Below are 20,119 nucleotides of genomic sequence, written 5' to 3'. Positions count from 1 at the left end.
ACACCAGGTGTCGGACTGTCGGATGTCAGACACCACGCGCCGGACATCACACCCCGGGCGTCAGACTCAGACGCTGAGGACCTGGCCCGGGAGGATCAGGTCGGGGTTGTCGCCGACGACCTTGACGTTGTTGTTGTACACGGTCTTCCAGTCGAGGCCCTTGGCGGCGGCGATCTTGCTCAGGGTGTCGCCGGCCTTGACGGTGTAGGTGCCCTTGGCGTCGTTGGTGCCCTTGGCGGCGCCCTTGGCGTCGTTGGAGGACTTCCAGGACTTGGCGGCGTCCGAGGAGACGGCCTTCGGGGCGGCGGCCTTCGGGGCAGCCTTGGGGGCCTCGGCGGCCTTCGGCGCGGCGGCGGCCTTGGGGGCCTCGGCGGGCTTCGGGGCGGCCTTCGGCGCGGGGGCGGCCGGGGCGGCCGGCTTGGCGGCCGGGGCGGCGGTGTCCACGGCGGCGGGGGCGCCGCCCTTGGTCAGACCGGCCTTGACGGAGCAGACGGGCCAGGCGCCGGGGCCCTGGACGGCGAGGACCTTCTCGGCGGTCGCGATCTGCTGCGCCTTGGTGGCGAGGTGGGCCTGCGGGGCGTACGCGGTGCCACCGAAGGCGGCCCAGGTGCTGGAGGTGAACTGCAGGCCGCCGTAGAAGCCGTTGCCGGTGTTGATGGCCCAGTTGCCGGTGCTCTCGCACTGGGCGACCTTGTCCCAGGTGGCGACGGACGCGGCGGAGGCCGAGGTGGCCGTGACGAGGCCGGCCACCGGCAGGGCCGCGACAGCGGCACCCGCCACGAGGGCCACCCGAACGCGGTTGCGCTTGGTGGTGGCCTTGGTGGTGGCAGCGGCGGTCTCGTTACGGAAGGTCATGGGGTTCCTCTCGACAGCCCCGGGCGGGCAGGCGGAACCAGGCCCTCGCTGGGGCCGGATTCGCTCGCCGCGTCCGTTGGGCGGCCGTGCACGTGTCCGACGTGCCGCGCCGCCCCGGCCACCCTCCTCGCACCGGCGGCCCACGTCGAGGCATTCGCGCCTCGGCAGGCCCCTACGGCGGGCACCGCTCGCGCCGGGGTGAGCCGGCGGGCTGTACGTCGGGGGTGATCCCGGGTGGTGCTCGTTGCACCGCCAATGAAGCTACGAGCCGAGCGGCGTGGATCCAAACACCCGGCCGTCTGCCCAGCTCAGCCAAGGGTTACCAGTGGTAACGACCTTGTAATCATGTCCCAAATGTCCGATTTGACCGCCATTTCCTAGATCAAACGTCGACCCGCCGTGGCTCACCTCACAGTTTGATTCCGGCAGTCGCGGGCCCGACATCGACAGATTGCGACCACAGGAACACGCGCCGCGGTCGGATCCGGGGCAATTCCCGTCACCCTTCGTGCCCACCCGTGACCCCTGACACAGGGGTCCGTTGGAAAGGGCGCGCACCGCACCACCCGAACGGACCGTCCGAACAACCCGCTCCGAACACCCGGCCCCGAACACCCCGGCACCACCGCACCCACGACGCACCCACCGCACCCACGACGCACCCGCCACTCCCCCGGCACACCGCACAAACGACCCACCGCACCCACCACACCCACCACGACCCCAACCCCGAGGAGTCATCAGTGCCGCGCATGCTCGACGTCAGCGACGAGGTCCGCGCCGAGATCGGCGACGACGAGGCCGACCGCCTGCTGGGCGGTGCCCACGCGCCCGACAGCTACGAGTGCACGTCCTGCCGTACGCCGGGCGACTCGTTCCAGGACCCCACGAGCACCGTGCTCTTCGTCGGCGACGAGACGGCCGTGCTCGCCTTCGCCCACTCCCGCTGCATCCCCTCCCAGGTGGTCCCGGTCTCCGAGGAGCAGCTGCTCGGCGCGGTGCGCAGCATCAGCCAGGCCCAGGGCGACGGGCCCGGCGCGGCCGGCTCCCCCGCGGCGTCCGGTGCGTCGCCGCTGGACGCCGCGGTGCCGGCGCAGAGCGGTCCGCCGCCCGCCCAGCCCAGCGCCCCCGGCCAGGCGGCCATCCTCGGCATCACCTGCGGGCTGGTGCTGCACGGTGACACCGGGCACGCCTCCCTGGTGGTCGAGCCGACCGGGCCGGTCGGGCGGCCGGGCAACACCTCCGGCACCGACGAGTTCCTGGACCTGCTGCAGGACGCGGGCTTCCAGCCGGTCACCGACCTCGACCGGACGCCCGAACCGCTGGCCGGCTGGTCCGTCCTGGTGGCCATGGGCAAGCTGCACGCGATCCTCCAGCCCGCGGCGGCGGGCGGCAGCACCGGGTGGTGGCAGGCGCACCAGCCGCTCCAGGTCACCGACGCCTGGCGGATGGCCGCCTCCCAGCTCTCGGAGGTCACCATGTACGCGGTGCCGGCGGGGGCGGTCGGCCGCCAGCCGCGCGAGGACCTGCTCCGGCAGGCGCTGGAGCGGGCGGTGTCCAAGGGCGAGGTCGTGGCCGCCTCCCTCCCGCTCGCGGGCACCTGAGCCCCCATCCCGTACGCCCCGCCCCCCTGCACCCACCTGCACCCCGCACCGGGCCCGTCCGGAACACCTCCGGGCGGGCCCGGCCGCGTCGGGAGGACGGGGCACCGGCGCACCCACCCGGACCCGCGCCGCGCGGCACACCAACCCGCCCCTCCCCGCTCCCTCGCCGTCCCCATCCCCTGTCCGGAACCGCGTGCACGACCTCCGGCCGGGGCTCCGCACCCCGCATCCCCGGACCGGTTCGCTCGTTGGCCCCAGTGTGTACAGCTACGACGTCTCCGCAGCCCCCCGCCGGCCCGCCCCACCTCGCGCGATCCCGGGCATGCGCCCGTCGTACGACGCCGAGCACCCGCACTCCACGACGCCGATCTACGACGAGCTGTACTCCGAGTACCGGCGGCTGTTCCGGGCGCTGCCGGGCGACCGGTCGGGCGAGGAGAACCTGAAGTTCGCCGGGTTCGCCGTCCGCGAGGGCTACCCGGTGCTCGCCGAGCCGCGTCCGTACCCGCCGCAGCAGCAGTCGTTCCAGTCGTACGGGGGGCAGCTGCTCGGGGCCCCGCAGTTCATGCCGAACCAGTCGGGCGGGAGCGGCCCGGCCGACCCCACCAGCGACGGCACCGGCCACCACCCGGCCGCCGGGCACCTCGGTACCGGCCACCTCCACACCACCGGCCACACGGCCACCGGTCACACGGCCACCGGCCAGCCCTCCGGCGGCCACACCGCCGGCCACTCCACCACCGGGCAGTTCGTGTCCGGCCAGGGCTGGGTGGCGGCGGGCTACCTCGGCCCGGTGCAGCAGCAGGGGGGCGTCCCGGCGCCGCCCGCTCCCGCCGTGGCCGTCCGCACCGGCGGCCGGCACCGCAACCTGCTCTCCCTCCCCCCGGGCCGCAGCGGCGACCACCACTAGGCCCGCGCCGACCGCACCGCCCGCCCCCACACGCACCAACCACCCCCGCCAGCCACCCCCGCCAGCCACCCGCGGACGTACGAGGGCCCCGGTGCCGGTGCACCGGGGCCCTCGTCACAGCGCGTCAGCGACCAAGGCGGCCGCGCCGACCGCCGCGACCGTGACTACTTCTTGCGGCGCTTCTCTCGCACCCGCACCGAGATCGAGATCGGCGTGCCGACGAAGCCGAACTCCTCGCGCAGCCGGCGCTCGACGAACCGCCGGTACCCCGCCTCCAGGAAGCCGGACGCGAACAGCACGAAGCGCGGCGGACGCGTGCCCGCCTGGGTGCCGAACAGGATGCGCGGCTGCTTGCCGCCGCGGATCGGGTGCGGGTGGGCCGCCACCAGCTCGCCGAGGAAGGCGTTCAGACGGGCGGTGGGGATGCGGGTCTCCCAGCCGGCCAGTGCGGTCTCGATCGCCGGGACGAGCTTCTCCATGTGCCGGCCGGTCTTGGCCGACACGTTGACCCGGGGGGCCCACTGCACCTGGACGAGGTCGCGCTCGATCTCGCGCTCCAGGTAGTAGCGGCGCTCCTCGTCCAGCTGGTCCCACTTGTTGTAGGCGACGACGACGGCGCGCCCGGCCTCGACGGCCATCGAGATGATGCGGGTGTCCTGCTCGGCGAGGGTCTCGCTGGCGTCGATCAGGACGACCGCGACCTCGGCCTTCTCCAGTGCGGCGGAGGTGCGCAGCGAGGCGTAGAAGTCGGCGCCGGCGGTGAGGTGGACCCGGCGGCGGATACCGGCGGTGTCGACGAACTTCCAGGTCTTGCCGCCGAGTTCGATCATCTCGTCGACCGGGTCGCGGGTGGTGCCGGCCAGCTCGTTGACGACGACGCGCTCCTCGCCGGCGACCTTGTTGAGCAGGCTGGACTTGCCGACGTTCGGACGGCCGATCAGCGCGACGCGGCGCGGGCCGCCGGGGGCGGCGTCGCCGAAGGTCTGCGGCGGGGCCTCGGGGAGGGCCGCCATGACGGCGTCGAGCAGGTCGCCGGAGCCGCGGCCGTGCAGGGCCGAGACGGGGTAGGGCTCGCCGAGGCCGAGCGACCAGAGGTAGGCGGCCTCGGCCTCGGAGGAGGGGCCGTCGACCTTGTTGGCGCAGAGCACGGTCGGCTTGCCGGCCCGGCGGATGATCTTGATGAGGGCTTCGTCGGTGTCGGTGGCGCCGACGGTGGCGTCGACGACGAAGAGCACCGCGTCGGCGGTCTCGATGCCGAGCTCGGCCTGGGCGGCGACCATGGCGTCGATGCCGAGGACGTCGATCTCCCAGCCGCCGGTGTCGACGACCTTGAAGCGGCGGCCGTTCCAGGCGGCCTCGTAGCTCACCCGGTCACGGGTGACGCCGGGCTTGTCCTCGACGACGGCCTCGCGGCGGCCGATGATGCGGTTGACCAGGGTCGACTTGCCGACGTTCGGGCGGCCGACGACGGCCAGCACCGGCAGCGGCGTGTGGTCGGCGTCGCCGAGGCCGTCGATGTCGTCGGGGTCGAACCCCTCCTCGGCGGCGAGCGCCATGAACTCGGCGTACTCGGTGGCGTCCAGCTCGCCGTGGCCGGCGGTGGCGTTCTCTGCGGTCATGTTCGTGTCGTCCGTTTCCCGGCGCGGCCCTTCCCAGGGGCGCGCCGTGCGTACCTGCCCGGTGAACGGGCAGCGCGGGTCCCGCGCACGGATGTCGTACGGGGACGGGGGTCCGCACGCGTACGGGAGTCGTACGGGTGGCGGGGGTCGTGCATGCGACCGGCTCCGTACGGGGTGCGTACGGCGCCGGGGGCGGATCAGCCGGCCGGCAGTGCGGCCCGCTCCTCCACCAGGGCGGCGATCCGGTCGATCACCTGGTCGAGGGTCAGCTCGCTGGTGTCCACCAGGACGGCGTCGGCGGCCTGCGCCAGCGGGGCGGTCTCCCGGGAGGAGTCCGCGGCGTCCCGGCGGGCGAGGTCGGCGGCCATCGCGGTGATGGTGGCCTCGTCCACGCCCTTGGCCCGCAGCTCGGCGGCGCGGCGCTCGGCGCGGGCGGTCTCCGAGGCGGTCAGGAAGATCTTGACGGTGGCGTTCGGGAACACCACGCTGCCCATGTCTCGGCCCTCGGCGACGATGCCGCGCTCGGCGACCTCGGCGCAGCCGCGCTGCAGCTCGACCAGCCGCGAGCGCACGGCGGGCACGGCGGCGACCGCGCTGACGTCGGCGGTCACCTCCGGGCCGCGGATCGGGCCGGAGACGTCCTGGCCGTCCACCGTGATGGTCGGGCCGTCGGCGTCGGTACCGGAGACGATCACCGGCTTGCCGCACGCCACGGCCACCGCCTCGGCGTCCGTGACGTCCACGTCGTTGGCCTGCATCCACCAGGTCATCGCCCGGTACATGGCGCCGGTGTCCAGGAAGCTCAGGCCCAGCCGGGCGGCGACGGCCCGGGAGACGGTCGACTTCCCGGAGCCGGAGGGTCCGTCGATGGCGACGACGACCGGGGCGTGCGCTCGGTCGGCAGTGTCCACGGCAGAACCTCTTTCTCGACCCGGTACCCGGGGCGCTGAAACCTGGAAGACGGGAATGTCCCCCCTCAAGGTTAATGGACCACCGAGCAGCCCCGCCCCGACCACCTCCCGCACCCGCCCCGACCACCTCCCGCGCCCGCCCTCACCGCCCCCGCACCCGGCCGAACCGCAGCCTCACGCGAGCCCGATCCGCCCCCCCCCCCCCCGCCGACCGCCGACCACCCCCGCCGTCAGTCCCGGACGCTCCACCCGCTGGCGCGGAGGGCGGCGGTGAGCGGCTTGACGGCGGCCGGGGCGACGGACAGCTGGACGAAGCCGACCTGCTGGCCGGTGGAGTGCTCGATGGCGACGTCCTCGATGTTGACGCCGGCCGCGCCGACCTCGCCGAAGAGGCGGCCCAGTTCGCCGGGCTGGTCGCCGAGGACGACGGCGACGGTCTCGTAGCGGGTGGGCGGGGCGCCGTGCTTGCCGGGGATGCGGGCCTGGCCGGTGTTGCCGCGGCGCATGACGGCCTCGATGCCGACGGCGCCGGCCCGGCGCTCGCCCTGCTCGGCGGCCTGCAGGGCGCGCAGGGCGGTGACGGTCTCGCCGAGGTCGGCGGCGACCTCGTCGAGGATGTCGGCGACGGCGCCGGCGTTGGCGGAGAGGATGTCGACCCACATGCCGGGGTTGGAGGCCGCGATCCGGGTGACGTCGCGCACACCCTGGCCGGAGAGCCTTATGGCGGTCTCGTCGGCGTGCTCCAGCCGGGCGGCGACCAGCGAGGAGACCAGCTGCGGGGCGTGCGAGACCAGGGCGACGGCGCGGTCGTGCGCGGCGGCGTCCATGACGATCGGCATCGCGCCGCAGAGGGCGACCAGTTCCAGGGCCGCGTTGAGGGTCTCGGTGTCGGTGTCGGCGGTGGGGGTGAGCACCCAGGGGCGGCCCTCGAAGAGGTCGGCGCGGGCGGCCAGCGGGCCGGAGCGCTCGCGGCCGGCCATCGGGTGGCTGCCGATGTAGTGGACGGTGTCGCAGCCGAGGGCGGCGACCTCGGCGCGCGGGCCCGCCTTGACGCTGGCCACGTCGGTGTACCAGCGGGCGAGTCCGCGGCGCTGGCAGTCGGCGAGCACCTTGCCGACCAGGGCCGGGGGCACCGCGATGATCGCCAGGTCGACCGGGCCGTCGGCCGGTTCGGTGGTGCCGGCGCCGAGCGAGGCGGCCGTGCGGGCGGCGTCGGGGTCGGCGTCCTCCAGGTGGACGGTCAGCCCGCGCCCGGTGAGGGCGAGTGCGGCGGAGGTGCCGATGAGTCCGGTACCGACGACGGCGGCAGTGCGCATGGCGGGCTGGGTCTCCTGTGACGGTCCGATACGGGCGGTGCGTGTCCGCTCATCCTCCCCCATCCGTGCCACCCCGCGCGCAACCGTTCCGCGCGCCGGACCGCTGCCCCGGACCGCCGCGGAACCGGCGGCCCGGGCCGCAACCGTCGGCGACCCGCGCCCGTCCCCCACCACGGATGCCGCACGCGCCCACGCCGCACTCCCGCCCCGGCCGCCCGCACCGCCCGGACCCTCCGTGCAAGCGGTCGGGCGACGGGCGGCCGGCCGGGACACCCGCCGAAAACAGGCGACGCCCCGCCCGGCGGGCGGCAGACTGAGCGCCCGAGCAGTGCGGTACGAGGGAAGGGGACACGCGGGGTGGACGACAGCAACGACGGGACCGGCGGGACCGACAGCACCACCGACGCCGAGAGCACCACCAGGACCGACACCAGGAGCACCGGCACGCCCTCCGTCCTCGACTCGGTGGTCGTCTACGCCACCGGCGCGGTCTGCTGCCGCCGGGCCCGGGTGACCGTGCCGGCGGGCGGGCGGGTGCGGCTGACCGGACTGCCCCGGCAGCTGGACGGCCGTTCGCTGCGGGCCCGGGTACTGGACGGTCCGGCCGGCGCGGCGGTGTCCGAGGCCCGCTTGGAGCCGGTCGCCGTGCTCCGCTCGCCGGCCGAGCTGCCGGAGCTGCGCCGTGAGCTGGAGGAGGCCGGGGAGCGCGAGGAGGCGCTGCGCGAGCGCCTGGTGCGGCTGCGGGAGGCGATCGCCGACACGGCCGCCCTGCAGGCCGTCCCGCCGCCGGCCCGGCCGGACGACCCGCACCGCCGCACCCCGGCGGACGCCTGGCTGGAGCTGGCCGAGTTCGTCGACGAGCGGCTGGCCGCCCTGCACGCCCGGGACCGCGAGCTGGTCCGGGAGCTGGAGCGGGCCGAGCACGCGAGCGCCGTGCTGGCCGACCGGTACCGGCGCGCCTCGACCGCCGACCGCGGCGAGCCGGTGGAGACCTCCGCGACCGCCCTGCTCACCGTGACCGGCGCCGGGGAGGGCGCCGAACTGGACCTGGAGCTGGAGTACGGCGTCCCGGCCGCGCGCTGGGTGCCCGCCTACCGGCTGGCGTACCGGCAGGGCGAGGACACCGGGCGGCTGGTGCTGCGGGCCTCGGTGGCCCAGCTGACCGGCGAGGACTGGACGGGCGTACGGCTGGCGCTGTCCACCGCCGACCTGCAGCGCCGCACCGACCTGCCGAAGCTGCGCTCGCTGCGGATCGGCCGCAGCCAGCCGGCCCCGGCGCCGTCGGGCTGGCGGGAGCCGCCGAGCGGTCTGACCGACCTGTTCGGCGGGTTCGACGCCGTGGGTTCGCGGCCCGCGCCGCGCCCGCGGGCGGCCACGACCGGCCGGGCTTCCCTCGACCGCCCGGGTCGGCCGGGCGGCCCGGCTCCCAAGCGGGCCTCCTCCCCCGCGGCCCGGGCCCGCCGCGGCGGCTCGCTCGCCGAGCAGGCGGACACCGCCCCGGCCCCGTTCCTGCAGGGCTCACCGCCGCTGCCGCCCGCGCCCGGGGCCGCCCAGCCGTACGCCGCGCCCTCCGCGCCCCAGGCGCCCGGGGGCTTCGGCGGCTACGGCGGGCCGCCTCCGCCGCCGATGCAGGTCCCGGTCGCGCCGGTCGCGGCGGCCGCCCCGAGGATGGCGCTGCAGGGGTTCGCCGGAGCGCCCGCCCCCGCGCCGTACCAGCCGTCCCCTCCCGCGTTCCACCAGCCGCCGGCCGGTCCGCCGGTGCCGGACGCCGCCCTGCTGGACTACCCGGCGCTGGTGCTGGCCGGTCCGGAGCAGTCGGCGGCCCGCCGCGGCAGGCTGCAGCCGCCCGCGCCGCGCGCCGCGGGCCCGGACGCCGTGCTGGACCTGCCGCTGCCGCGCCACTGCGTGCCGCCGCGCGTCTCGGCCGGCTCGTTCGACCACCGCTTCGACGCCGCCGCGCCCGCCGACATCCCCTCCGACGCCGGTTGGCACACGGTGACGGTCGCCGAGATCCCGGTGTCGCTGAGCCCGGAGTACGTCACCGTGCCGTCCGTCGAGGAGAAGGTGTACGGGACGCTGGTGATCGCCAACCGCACCGCTCAGGCGGTCCTCGCCGGTCCGGTCGAGGTGACGGTGGACGGGGAGTTCCTGCTCACCGCCGCACTGCCCACGCTCGCGCCCGGCGGTGTCCGCCGTCTGGGCCTCGGCGTCACCGAGGCGGTCGAGGTGGCGCGCCGCACCGAGCTGCGCGAGTCGACGGCAGGCATGCTGAGCAGCAGCACCGTGCTGGACCACAAGGTCCACGTGGAGCTGGCGAACCGGCTCGCCCGTCCGGTCACCGTGGAGGTCCGCGAGCGGGTGCCGGTCGCGTCCGAGGCGGACATCAGGATCGAGGAGCGGGCCGACTGGCGGGCGCCGGACGAACCGTCGTCGGAGGTCCCGGCGTCCACCCGGCTCTGGCGGGTCGAGCTGCCGCCGGGCGGCCGGGCCGAACTGCACGGCGGCTTCGAGATCCGTATCCCGGCCGGAAAGGCCATCGTCGGCGGAAACCGGAGGAACTGACCCATGACCAGCACCACCACCCCCCTCCCGGTCACCGCCGTCACCTGCCTGGAGGACCGCAGCCACCTGGAGCGCACGGCGGAGGTCGTCCTCGCCGCCGGCGTGCAGCGGCTGCGGCTCGGGCCGATCACGGCGCTCGCCGTCGACCGCACCGTGCAGGCGCACTCCGTCACCCCCGGCGTCCGGGTCCTGGACTCCCGGGTCGTGCGCACCTGGACGCCGCGCGACCCGCAGCCGCCCGGCCCGCAGGACTCTGCGCTGCGCCACCGCGTCCACGAGCTCGACGGGCTGCGGCGCGACGAGGAGGCCCGCTGCGAGCGGCTGGAGGCCCGGCTGGCGCTGCTGGCCAGGCTGGGCGCGGACCTGCTGCGCGAGATCGGCGAGGGCGCCGGCCGCGGCGAGCTCGAACGGGCCCGCTGGAGCCGCGAGCTGGACCGGGTCGACACCGAGCGCGAGCGGTACGGCGAGGAGCTGCGCGCCGCCCGCTCCCGGGTGGGCCGCCTGGAGACGGAGCTCGGCGACGCCCGGGCGGCCCTCGACCAGGCCGAGGAGCAGCCCGTCGAACTGGTCGCCCACCTGGACCTGACCGTGGACGCGGAGCGGGCCGGGCCAGCCGGGCTGACGGTGGCCCACCTGGTGCCGTGCGCGCTGTGGCGCCCCTCCTACCGGGCCTCGCTGGTCGAGGGCTCGCTGCGGCTGGAGTCCGAGGCCGTGGTCTGGCAGCGCACCGGCGAGGACTGGACGGGCGTGCGGCTGACCCTCTCCACCGCCCGGACGGCGCTGGCCACCGACCCGCCCTCGCTCACCGAGGACCTGCTGACGCTGCGCGAGCGCACCTCCGAGGAGCGCCGCACGGTCGAGGTCGAGCTGCGCGAGGAGGCGATCAGCACGCTGGGCCCGTCGGAGGCGGTGCCGGGCGTGGACGACGGCGGCGAGGTCCGGGTGCTGTCCGCGCCCGCCCCGGCCACCGTGCCCTCGGACGGACGGGCGCACCGGGTGCCGCTGGGCGCCTTCACGGCGTCGGCGGGCAGCGAGTACGCATGCGCGCCGGAGCTGTCGCCGCTGGTCACCCAGGTGGTGCGGTTCCGCAACGGGGCCGGGCACGCGCTGCTGGCCGGGCCGGTGGAGCTGGTGCGCGGCAGCGGTTTCACCGGGCGCGGCGAGCTGGCGTTCACCGCGGCGGGCGCCGACGCCGAGCTGGCGTTCGGCAGTTCGGACGGGTACCGGGTGGTGCGCGAGACGGAGGAGCGGCAGTCCACCTCGGGGCTCTCGCAGCGCCAGGTGACGACCCGTACGGTGCGGCTGCACGTGTCGCGCTTCTCCGGGCCGGAGGAGCACGACGAGCAGCTGGTGACCGTCCGCGAGCGGGTGCCGGTCTCCGAGGTGTCGGCGGTCGAGGTGCGGCTGCGCAAGGAGGAGTGCTCGCCGGCGCCGGACGCCTTCGACGCCGAGGGCATCGTCCGCTGGGACCTCCCGCTCGGGCCGGGCGCCCGGCGCACCGTGACCCTGGTGTACGAGGTGTCGGCGTCCTCGAAGGTGGCGGGCCTGTGACACCCGGGCCTGTGACACCCGGGCCCGTGCGGCCTGCGCCGTGCGGACCCGTGCGGCCTGTGCCACCCGGGCCCGCACGGCCCGTGCCGCCCGGGTCCGTCGCACCCGCCCGGCCGTGACACTCCCGTCGGCCCGCGCCGCCACCGGCCGTTGCGGCGCGGGCCGTTCAGGTACAACAGGAACATGATCCTGCACCTCGCACCCCTGGACGACTGGCTGGCCGACCCGGGCCGCCCGTACGCCACCGCCTCACTGCTCACCGACGGCTTCATCCACTGCTCGGCGGACGAACCGACGGCGCTGGCCGTGGCCAACGCCTTCTTCGCCGACACCCGCGGTCCGCTGATGGTGCTGCTGATCGAGGAGGCGATGGTGGAGCCGATGGTCAAGTGGGAGGCCCCGAACGGCGCACCGCCGCCCGGCTCCACCCCCGGCGTGCTGTTCCCGCACATCTACGGGCGGCTGAACCGCAACGCCGTCGTCGGTCTGGAGAAGGTCGAGCGCGGGCCGGACGGCACCTGGACGACCCTGTCGCCCTGGAGCTGAGCCGACCGCCGACCGCCCCCTCGCCCGGCCGGTCCCCGCGCTACAGCCAGCCCCGCTCCCGGGCCGCCATGCCGGCCTGGAAGCGGGTGGTGGCGCCCAGTTCGCGCATCAGGCCCTGCAGCCGCCGCTGGGTGGTGCGGGCGCTCCAGCCGAGCGAGCGGGCGATCGACTCGTCGGTCAGGCCGGCCGCCAGCAGGCCCAGCAGCTTGCGGTGGTCGGCCTCCGGCTCCGGGGCGTCCTCGGCCGCGCCGATCGCGGCCTGCAGCTGCACCGCCCGCTCCCACTCCGCCTCGAACAGCGTGTCCAGGGCCTGGAGCAGCGCGGAGGGGTGGATGACGTACGCGGCGTCCAGCACGCTGTCGCCGGAGCTGATCGGGATGACCGCCATCCGGTCGTCGGACATCATCATCTTCATCGGCAGAGCGGGGCGGACCCGGGCCTCCTCGCCGTCCGCGACGCCGACCAGGATGTTCCGCTCCAGCCGGCCCGGCCAGGCGACGGCCTCCCGGTCGTAGATCGTCCGGAACCGCACGCCCTCCTTCATCCGCTTGCTCTGCAGCGGGCTGTTGGCCACCGGGTCCTGGATGTACGGCGGGCAGTCGAAGCCGCGCACCTGGTACTGGCTGGTCTCGGTGATGTGCTCCAGCCGCTGGGCGATCGCCTCGCCGCCGGTGAGCACCTCCACCGAGTGCGCGGGGTCGGTGTAGCGGGAGGCCTCCCGGAAGGCGTCCATCAGGCGGTGCATCTCGGCGCGGGCGTGGCGCAGCTCGGACTCGCGGTGCCCTATCAGGGTGCCGATCGCCACGTCGGGGGCGACCGGCAGGAAGCGCCGCCGGTCGACCGGCGCGCGGGTGGCCATCCCCTGCTGCGCCAACCGGTCCAGGGCGCGGGCGCTCTGCTGGAGCGTCAGTGCGCACTGCTCGGCCAGGTCCTCGGCGGTGGACTGCGGATTGGCCACCAGGGCGGCGTAGACCTGCCCGTCCGGCTCGGCCAGTCCGAGCGTACTGAGTGGTGCGTCGGACACGGCGCCGCTCCCCTTCGCCTCGTGCCCGCGGCGCCGCAGTGGCGCGGTTCCGCCACCCGGCGGCTCGTGGGCAGGTGGCAATCCTGCGCCAAGGATCATGGCGCTGACAAGGCATGACGTGGCGGTGCGTCCCGTTTCACAATGAAATCCGCCGACCGCCGGGGCGACCCCCCGCCGAACGGCCGGAGGGCCTCCCCGCCGTTCGGCGGGGAGGCCCTCCCGGGTGTCGCGGCAGCGGCCTACAGGCCGACCTCGCGCATCAGCTGACCGACCTCGGGGTTGGTCAGCCGGCGCAGCCAGCCGGACTTCTGGTCGCCGAGGGCGATCGGGCCGAAGTGGGTGCGGACCAGCTTCTCGACCGGGAAGCCCACCTCGGAGAGCATCCGGCGGACGATGTGCTTGCGGCCCTCGTGCAGGGTCACCTCGACCAGGTAGTTCTTGCCGACGTTGGAGATGACCTTGAAGCTGTCGGCGCGGGCGTAGCCGTCCTCCAGCTCGATGCCCTTGGCGAGCTGCTTGCCCAGGTCGCGCGGGATCGGGCCCTGGATGGCGGCCAGGTAGGTCTTGGTCACCCCGTACTTGGGGTGGGTGAGGCGGTGGGCCAGCTCGCCGTGGTTGGTGAGCAGGATGATGCCCTCGGTCTCGGTGTCGAGGCGGCCGACGTGGAAGAGCCGGGTCTCGCGGTTGGTGACGTAGTCGCCGAGGCACTGGCGGCCGTCCGGGTCCTCCATGGTGGAGACCACGCCGGCCGGCTTGTTCAGCGCGAAGAACAGGTAGGACTGGGTCGCGACGGTCAGGCCGTCGACCTTGATCTCGTCCTTCTCCGGGTCGACGCGCTTGCCCTGCTCGGTGACCCGCCGGCCGTTGACCTCGACGCGGCCCTGCTCGATCAGCTCCTCGCAGGCGCGGCGGCTGCCGATACCGGCGCGGGCCAGCACCTTCTGCAGGCGCTCGCCCTCGGGCTCCCCGAAGGTCTTGGGCAGCTTGACGCCCGGCTTGTCGTGGCGGGCGAGGACGGCGTCCTCGATCTTCGCCTGGAGCTCGCGGGAGCGCTGCGGCTGGCGGCGCGGGTCGCCCGGGGCGCCCTGGCCCTCCTTGCGCGGACGCGGGGCCGGGCCCGGACGGCGTCCGGCGAAGCCGCCGCGGGCGGGGGTGGCGTTGGGGCCGCCGCCGTACTCGGGGCGGTCGTAGCGCCGCTCCTCGGGCCGCAGCGGGCGGTCGGGGAAGCGCCGGTCGTTCCGGCGGTCGTCGCGCCGGCCATCCCGCCGGTCGTCGCGCCCGTACGAGCCGCCGCCGGAGCCGCTGCTGCCGTACGAGCCGCCGCCGGAGCCGCTGCTGCCGTACGAGCCGCCGCCAGAGCCGCCGCGCGACGAGGAGCCGCCCCGCGAACCGGACCCGCCGCGCGGGCCCGCACCCCCCCGGCCGCCGCCGTAGGAGCCGCCGCCCCGGCTGCCGCCCTGTCCGCCCCGGCCGCTGCCGCCGCCGCTGTTCCTGCCGTTGCCACTGCTGCGCATCAAAGTGTCCGTACGTCGTTCCGTCTGGGATGTGCGGTCGTTTCGGCCGACCTCACAACCCCCTGCCGATCAGGGCGCTGCCCGATCGGCATCGCCACTGCCGCCTGCGGCCTGCGCGGCAGCGGCGGCGACCGCCTCCGCGATCATCGTGCCCTCCAGGGACTCCGCTTCCACGTCGTCGACCTCGGGCAGGAACGGGGCGAGCTCCGGCAGCTCGTCCAGGCCGCGGAGCCCCATCCGTTCCAGGAAGTAGTTCGTCGTCCGATACAGGATCGCACCTGTTTCGGGCTCGGATCCGGCCTCTTCCACCAGTCCTCGCTGTACCAGGGTACGCATCACGCCGTCGCAGTTCACACCACGGACGGCGGACACCCGTGATCTGGACACCGGCTGCCGGTACGCGACGACCGCCAGCGTCTCCAGCGCGGCCTGGGTGAGCCGGGCCTGCCGGCCGTCCAGGAGGTAGCGGTCGACGGCCGCCGAGCAGTCCGCACGGCTGTAGAACCGCCAGCCGCCGGCGACCAGCCGCAGGTCGAAGCCGCGGCCCTGGGCGGTGTACTCGGCGGACAGTTCGCGCAGCGCGGCGGCCACCTCGGCCCGGGGGCGCTCCAGGACGGCGGCCAGGTGCTCCTCGGCGGCCGGGTCGTCGACGACCATCAGGATCGCCTCCAGTTCGGCCCGCAGCCCGTACCCGGCGGCCTCCCCGGCGGGCCCGGGGTCCGCGGTGGGCCCGGGGTCCGCGGTGGGCGCCGGCCGCACATCGGGGGCCGGCGGGGCCGACTTCTGGTGCACCACCTGCCGACCGGTCGCGGGCAGCACCGGGCCGGCTGCCTCCCCGGCGACCTCCCTGGGGGCCTGGGCGGGCGTCTGGGCGGCCGTCCGGGCGGCGGTCGACCCTGCGGCCGTCCGCGGGGCCCGTGGAGCCGCCTGCGGGGGCTCCACGGGCGCCACCGCGGGCTCCAGCCACTCCTCGGCCCGCGGCTGCCCCGGCAGCCCCAGCGGGCGGCGCAGTGGCCGTCCGCCGCTCCCCGTGTCGGCGCTCATCGTCCCGCCACCTCACCCTCACCAGTCGCACCGGAAACCGCCGCCCCGGAAGCCGCCGCTCCGGAACCCTCGGCACGAGAACCCTTCATGTCGCCGGGACCCGGCGCATCGAACTCGTCGGTCACCTCGACCGGCCCGTGCCCCTCCTCGGCGACCCAGCGGACCAGCAGCTCGCCGAGCGCCTCGGGCTGGTCGAAGGCCAGCACCCGCTCGCGGTACAGCTCCAGCAGCGCCAGGAAGCGGGCGACCACGACCAGGTCGTCCGGGGCGTCGGCGACCAGCTGCCGGAAGGTTGCCTCGCCCAGCTCGGTGAGCAGCCCGACGACCAGCCCGGCCTGCTCGCGCACGCTCACCGGCGGGGTGTGGATGTGGTCGACGTAGACCACCGGCCGGGGCTTGGGCGCCATAGCCCGCGCCGCGAGTTCGGCCAGCCGCTCCGCGCCGACGGTGATGACCACCTCGGGCAGCAGTCCGGCGTGCCGGGGCTCCGGCCCGCCCGGGCGGGGCTGCCGCAGCAGTTCCGCGGCCCAGCGCTCGCCGAAGAGCGCGGCGGCCCGCTTGTAGGCGCGGTACTGCAGCAGCCGGGCGAAGAGCAGGTCGCGCGCCTCCAGTAGGGCGAGGTCCTCCTCGTCGTCGACCTCGGCGGCGGGCAGCAGCCGGGCGGCCTTGAGGTCGAGGAGGGTCGCGGCGACCACCAGGAACTCGGTGGCGGCGTCGAGGTCCCAGTCCGGGCCCATGGCGCGGATGTACGCCAGGAACTCGTCGGTGACGGTGGCCAGCGCGACCTCGGTGACGTCCATCCGGTGCTTGGCGATCAGGCCGAGCAGCAGGTCGAAGGGCCCCTCGAAGTTCTCCAGCCGCACCCGGAAGCCGCCCCGCGGCCCCTCCCCGGCCCCGGGAACGGAAGCGGGAACGGAAGCGGGAGCGGAAGCGGGCACGGCGGCCCGGCGGTCGGCGGCCCGGCGGTCGGCAGCGCGCCGGCCGGCGTCGCGGCCGACGGCGTCGTGGGCGGCAGCCTCGGGGAACGCGGCCTCGGGGGACGCGGCACCGGGGCCGACGGGCGGGCGGGGGTCGTTCGGCATGGCGGTCCATCTTCACCCGGCGCCGCGGCACCCCCCGCACGGGGGCTGCCGACACGCCGCGCCCCGGGCCAGCCGGTCAGCGGCCGCGCAGCCGCCGCACCAGGATGCTCGCCTCGCCGCGCTGCTCCAGGTCGGCCAGCACGACCGCGATGGCCTCGCGGACGATCCGGCCGCGGTCCACGGCCAGGCCGTGCTCGCCGCGCAGCACCAGCCGGGTGTGTTCGAGGTCCATGAGTTCCTCGGCGGAGACGTACACGGTGATCTTCTCGTCGTGCCGTTCCCGGCCGCTCGGGCGGCGCGCGGCGCGGCCGCGCGGGCGGGCCCGGGTGCCGGTCGGCTCCTCGGGGGCGGCGTGCCGGGCGGCGGCACCCGCCGGCGGGACGGCGCGACCGGCCGGGACGGCCGCCCCGGGGGCGGCTGCGCCGGCGGTTCGCCCGGCCTGCTGCCGGGCGGGCGGCTGTGCGGCGGGCGGCACCTGTGCGGGCTGCGCCGGCCCGGGCACCGAGCCCGGCTGCGCACCCCGCCCGCCGTACGGCTGCGCCGTCCGGTCCTGCTCCTGCGGCTGTCCGGTCGCGGCGTGCCCCGGGGCGCCCTCGGCGCCGTCGGCGGCCTCGGCACCGTCCGTGCCGTCGACGGCCCGTGCGGTCTCCGGTCTGGGCGCCTCGGCGGCCGGACGCGGCGCAAGGGAGGGCGACAGCGCCATCCCGCCGGTGGTCCGGAACAGCTCGTCGGCACCCGGGAGACTCACTCGGCGGGGCGGCACCGGTCGAGCACCTCCCTGGCGAGCTGGCGATAGGCGGCGGCACCGACCGAGTTGGTCGCGTACGTGGTGATGGGCTCACCGGCCACGGTGGTCTCCGGGAACCTGACGGTGCGCCCGATGACGGTGTGGAAGACGTGGTCCCCGAAGGCCTCGACGACGCGGGCCAGGACCTCGCGGCTGTGCACCGTCCGGGAGTCGTACATGGTGGCCAGGATGCCGTCCAGGCGCAGTTCGGGGTTGAGCCGCTCGCAGACCTTCTCGATGGTCTCGGTGAGCAGTGCGACCCCGCGCAGCGCGAAGAACTCGCACTCCAGCGGCACGATGACGCTGTGAGCGGCCGTCAGTGCATTGACCGTCAGCAGGCCCAGCGAGGGCTGGCAGTCGATGATGACGTAGTCGTAGTCGGGCAGCAGCGGCTTCAGGGCGCGCGCGAGCGCGGACTCCCGGGCGACCTCGCTGACCAGCTGCACCTCGGCGGCGGACAGGTCGATGTTGGAGGGCAGCAGGTCCATGCCGGGGACGGCGGTCTTCAGCAGCACCTCATCGGCCGTCAGCCCGCGCTCCATCAGCAGGTTGTAGACGGTGACGTCGAGTTCCATCGGGTTGACGCCGAGGCCGACCGAGAGCGCGCCCTGCGGGTCGAAGTCGACGAGCAGCACCCGGCGGCCGTACTCGGCCAGCGCGGCGCCCAGGTTGATGGTCGACGTGGTCTTGCCGACGCCGCCCTTCTGGTTGCACATCGCGATGATCTGCGCGGGGCCGTGCTCGGCCACCGGCGCGGGGATCGGGAAGTACGGCAGCGGACGGCCGGTGGGGCCGACCCGCTCGCGGCGCTGGCGCGCGGCGTCGGGGGCCAGCGTGGCGGCGTACTCCGGGTCCGGCTCGTACTCGGCGTCCGGGTCGTCGTAGGCGCCGTAGGCGAACTCGCCGTAGGCCAGGCCGTAGGCCTGCAGGTCGGCGTCGTAGTCGGTCACCGTGGTCACCTGTGCTGTGTTCTGGCGTGCTTCGAAGGTACGGAGCGCGACCGAGCCGACCTCGGCCGAGCCGACGGTGGCCTGCCGGGCCCCGGGCTCCTCACTCGGCTGTCCGGCGGAAAGCTCCGCCAGTCCTGGCTGACCACCCCCGGGAGCAAATGTCGACTCATTCACAAGTCGTCTTACCTCCTTGGCCATCCAGGACTCTATGTCGATTCGTCAGCGTGGCAGCATGCCGACGGTTTGCGACTCTAGGCCGTTCAAGGCGTTCGCAGCAACACAATCCACGGTAGTGGGCCTGATGTGTCGACTGTCGGCCCACCCTCTGTCAAGGGATGAAAGGGCCCTTGACCCTAACGTTTCTGCGGTGGGGTGACGCGACCCACAGATATTTGACGACACAGCGACGCAACGGCTCAAGGCGCTGTTGAACGGCGGTGTCCGGGCATGCCGAAGCCCCCGACCGGGGCCGCTCCGGCCCGGCGGCGGGCAGGAGGGAGGGTCGGGGGCCGGCCGGGCCGCCCGCAGGGGACGGCCCGGCACCGGAGCTGCGGCGTCACGGCCGCAGCTCCGGTGGGACGGCGGTGCGCCGTCCGGGGGGAGAGCCTCAGGCGAGGACGCTCTCCAGGGAGACGGACTCCAGGCCGAACGCCTCGGCGACGGCGGCGTAGGTGATCTGGCCCTCGTGCACGTTGAGGCCCTTGGCCAGCGCCGGGTCGCGGCGCAGCGCGTCCTTCCAGCCGCGGTTGGCCAGCTCGACGACGTACGGCAGCGTCGCGTTGGTCAGCGCGTAGGTGGAGGTGTTCGGGACGGCGCCCGGCATGTTCGCCACGCAGTAGAAGACCGAGTTGTGGACCTGGAAGGTCGGCTCGGCGTGCGTGGTGGCGCGGGAGTCCTCGAAGCAGCCGCCCTGGTCGATGGCGATGTCGACGAGCACGGAGCCCGGCTTCATCCGGGAGACCAGCTCGTTGGTGACCAGCTTGGGGGCCTTGGCGCCGGGGATCAGCACCGCGCCGATGACGAGGTCGGCCTCCAGGACGGCCTTCTCCAGCTCCAGGGAGTTGGAGGCGATCGCCTTGATCTTCGTGCCGAAGATCTTGTCGGCCTCGCGCAGCTTGTTGATGTCGCGGTCCAGCAGGGTCACGTCGTAGCCCATGCCGATGGCGATGGTGGCCGCGTGCCAGCCGGAGACGCCGCCGCCGATGACGACGGCCTTGGCCGGGTGGGTGCCGGGCACGCCGCCGGGCAGCACGCCGCGGCCGCCGGCCGGGCGCATCAGGTGGTAGGAGCCGACCTGCGGGGCGAGCCGGCCCGCGACCTCGGACATCGGGGCGAGCAGCGGCAGGGCGCCGTTGGCGAGCTGCACGGTCTCGTACGCGATGGCGGTGGTGCCGGAGGCGACCAGCGCGTCGGTGCCGGCGCGGTCGGCCGCGAGGTGCAGGTACGTGAAGACGGTCTGGCCCTTGCGCAGACGGTGGTACTCCTGGGCGATGGGCTCCTTGACCTTCAGCAGCAGGTCGGCGGTGGCCCACACCTCGTCGGCGGTGGGGAGGATGGTGGCGCCGGCGGCCACGTACTCCTCGTTGGGGATCGAGGAGCCGACACCGGCGTTGTCCTCGATGTAGACCTCGTGTCCGTTGCGGACGAGCTCATGCACGCCGGCGGGCGTGATGGCCACGCGGTACTCGTGGTTCTTGACCTCGCGGGGGATGCCGACCTTCACGGCTAAACACGTCCTCTTGCCATGGGGGTCCCTACCGGAGAAGACCGGCGGGCGACGCGCACGTGGGGAAGCCTCCGGGTACGCCGGGGCACGGTTCGCTGCGCGACTGAGTTCGAGTGTA

16 protein-coding genes are annotated in these 20,119 nt (G+C 75.1%); 5 read left to right on the top strand and 11 right to left on the bottom strand.

Annotated elements, in window-relative coordinates:
- Window positions 1-66: 66 nt before the first annotated feature.
- Window positions 67-855 (bottom strand): transglycosylase family protein, encoded by a 789-nt coding sequence (locus ACWGB8_RS13485; RefSeq protein ID WP_452213213.1) that lies wholly within the window; start codon window positions 853-855, stop codon window positions 67-69.
- A gap of 752 nt (window positions 856-1,607) precedes the next feature.
- Between ACWGB8_RS13485 and ACWGB8_RS13480 the strand changes: the two genes are divergently transcribed.
- Together ACWGB8_RS13480 and ACWGB8_RS13475 are read left to right on the top strand one after the other, a co-directional pair.
- Window positions 1,608-2,459 (top strand): hypothetical protein, encoded by an 852-nt coding sequence (locus ACWGB8_RS13480; RefSeq protein WP_452213237.1) that lies wholly within the window; start codon window positions 1,608-1,610, stop codon window positions 2,457-2,459.
- A gap of 322 nt (window positions 2,460-2,781) precedes the next feature.
- Window positions 2,782-3,369 (top strand): hypothetical protein, encoded by a 588-nt coding sequence (locus ACWGB8_RS13475; protein ID WP_452213211.1) that lies wholly within the window; start codon window positions 2,782-2,784, stop codon window positions 3,367-3,369.
- A gap of 164 nt (window positions 3,370-3,533) precedes the next feature.
- On the opposite strand, the gene der is transcribed toward ACWGB8_RS13475, so the two are convergent.
- From der to ACWGB8_RS13460, 3 genes are all read right to left on the bottom strand, one after another.
- Complete coding sequence (der, locus tag ACWGB8_RS13470) at window positions 3,534-4,988, bottom strand: ribosome biogenesis GTPase Der (protein ID WP_452213209.1); 1,455 nt, start codon at window positions 4,986-4,988, stop codon at window positions 3,534-3,536.
- Between the two features lie 197 nt (window positions 4,989-5,185).
- On the bottom strand, window positions 5,186-5,899 hold the full coding sequence (gene cmk, locus ACWGB8_RS13465) for a (d)CMP kinase (RefSeq protein WP_452213207.1): 714 nt from the start codon (window positions 5,897-5,899) through the stop codon (window positions 5,186-5,188).
- Between the two features lie 230 nt (window positions 5,900-6,129).
- Entirely contained in the window at window positions 6,130-7,215 is a 1,086-nt protein-coding gene (locus ACWGB8_RS13460; protein ID WP_452213205.1) for a prephenate dehydrogenase, read from the bottom strand.
- A gap of 357 nt (window positions 7,216-7,572) precedes the next feature.
- Here ACWGB8_RS13460 and ACWGB8_RS13455 point away from each other — a divergent pair, with 357 nt between their 5' ends.
- From ACWGB8_RS13455 to ACWGB8_RS13445, 3 genes are all read left to right on the top strand, one after another.
- The gene (locus ACWGB8_RS13455) at window positions 7,573-9,777 is read left to right on the top strand and encodes a DUF4139 domain-containing protein (RefSeq protein ID WP_452213204.1); all 2,205 of its coding nucleotides are present in this window, start codon (window positions 7,573-7,575) and stop codon (window positions 9,775-9,777) included.
- 3 nt (window positions 9,778-9,780) lie between these two features.
- Window positions 9,781-11,328, top strand: a complete 1,548-nt coding sequence (locus ACWGB8_RS13450; RefSeq protein WP_452213202.1) for a mucoidy inhibitor MuiA family protein — start codon at window positions 9,781-9,783, stop codon at window positions 11,326-11,328.
- Window positions 11,329-11,511: 183 nt separating this feature from the next.
- On the top strand, window positions 11,512-11,874 hold the full coding sequence (locus ACWGB8_RS13445; RefSeq protein WP_452213200.1) for a DUF952 domain-containing protein: 363 nt from the start codon (window positions 11,512-11,514) through the stop codon (window positions 11,872-11,874).
- 40 nt (window positions 11,875-11,914) lie between these two features.
- Here the strand turns inward: ACWGB8_RS13445 and ACWGB8_RS13440 are convergent, their stop codons facing one another.
- The 7 genes from ACWGB8_RS13440 to ald all read right to left on the bottom strand — a co-directional run bounded on the left by ACWGB8_RS13440 (window position 11,915) and on the right by ald (window position 19,998).
- Window positions 11,915-12,898 carry a helix-turn-helix domain-containing protein gene (locus tag ACWGB8_RS13440; protein WP_452213198.1) on the bottom strand — a complete coding sequence of 328 codons (984 nt, stop codon included), beginning with the start codon at window positions 12,896-12,898 and terminating at the stop codon, window positions 11,915-11,917.
- A 239-nt stretch (window positions 12,899-13,137) separates the two neighbouring features.
- Window positions 13,138-14,412 (bottom strand): pseudouridine synthase, encoded by a 1,275-nt coding sequence (locus ACWGB8_RS13435; RefSeq protein ID WP_452213196.1) that lies wholly within the window; start codon window positions 14,410-14,412, stop codon window positions 13,138-13,140.
- A 69-nt stretch (window positions 14,413-14,481) separates the two neighbouring features.
- The gene (gene scpB, locus ACWGB8_RS13430) at window positions 14,482-15,069 is read right to left on the bottom strand and encodes an SMC-Scp complex subunit ScpB (protein ID WP_452213235.1); all 588 of its coding nucleotides are present in this window, start codon (window positions 15,067-15,069) and stop codon (window positions 14,482-14,484) included.
- A gap of 383 nt (window positions 15,070-15,452) precedes the next feature.
- Complete coding sequence (locus ACWGB8_RS13425; protein ID WP_452213194.1) at window positions 15,453-16,538, bottom strand: segregation and condensation protein A; 1,086 nt, start codon at window positions 16,536-16,538, stop codon at window positions 15,453-15,455.
- Between the two features lie 76 nt (window positions 16,539-16,614).
- Entirely contained in the window at window positions 16,615-17,286 is a 672-nt protein-coding gene (locus ACWGB8_RS13420; RefSeq protein WP_452213192.1) for a hypothetical protein, read from the bottom strand.
- Complete coding sequence (locus ACWGB8_RS13415; RefSeq protein ID WP_452213190.1) at window positions 17,283-18,449, bottom strand: ParA family protein; 1,167 nt, start codon at window positions 18,447-18,449, stop codon at window positions 17,283-17,285. The genes ACWGB8_RS13420 and ACWGB8_RS13415 overlap by 4 nt, the downstream gene beginning before the upstream one ends.
- 433 nt (window positions 18,450-18,882) lie before the next feature.
- Window positions 18,883-19,998: an alanine dehydrogenase gene (gene ald, locus ACWGB8_RS13410; RefSeq protein ID WP_452213188.1), complete on the bottom strand. Its 1,116-nt coding sequence runs from the start codon at window positions 19,996-19,998 to the stop codon at window positions 18,883-18,885.
- Window positions 19,999-20,119 lie beyond the last annotated feature (121 nt).

The sequence above is a fragment of the Kitasatospora sp. NPDC054939 genome (assembly GCF_053610105.1).
This window is presented reverse-complemented; position numbering and strand designations above follow the sequence as displayed.

Bases quoted from the DNA above. Each gene is read 5' to 3' on its own strand.
- ACWGB8_RS13425 (WP_452213194.1), bottom strand. From the start codon at position 16,538: ATGCCGAACGACCCCCGCCCGCCCGTCGGCCCCGGTGCCGCGTCCCCC.
- ACWGB8_RS13435 (WP_452213196.1), bottom strand. From the start codon at position 14,412: ATGCGCAGCAGTGGCAACGGCAGGAACAGCGGCGGCGGCAGCGGCCGG.
- ACWGB8_RS13485 (WP_452213213.1), bottom strand. From the start codon at position 855: ATGACCTTCCGTAACGAGACCGCCGCTGCCACCACCAAGGCCACCACC.
- ACWGB8_RS13460 (WP_452213205.1), bottom strand. From the start codon at position 7,215: ATGCGCACTGCCGCCGTCGTCGGTACCGGACTCATCGGCACCTCCGCC.
- scpB (WP_452213235.1), bottom strand. From the start codon at position 15,069: ATGGTCGTCGACGACCCGGCCGCCGAGGAGCACCTGGCCGCCGTCCTG.
- ACWGB8_RS13475 (WP_452213211.1), top strand. From the start codon at position 2,782: ATGCGCCCGTCGTACGACGCCGAGCACCCGCACTCCACGACGCCGATC.
- ACWGB8_RS13445 (WP_452213200.1), top strand. From the start codon at position 11,512: ATGATCCTGCACCTCGCACCCCTGGACGACTGGCTGGCCGACCCGGGC.
- ACWGB8_RS13480 (WP_452213237.1), top strand. From the start codon at position 1,608: ATGCTCGACGTCAGCGACGAGGTCCGCGCCGAGATCGGCGACGACGAG.
- ACWGB8_RS13450 (WP_452213202.1), top strand. From the start codon at position 9,781: ATGACCAGCACCACCACCCCCCTCCCGGTCACCGCCGTCACCTGCCTG.
- der (WP_452213209.1), bottom strand. From the start codon at position 4,988: ATGACCGCAGAGAACGCCACCGCCGGCCACGGCGAGCTGGACGCCACC.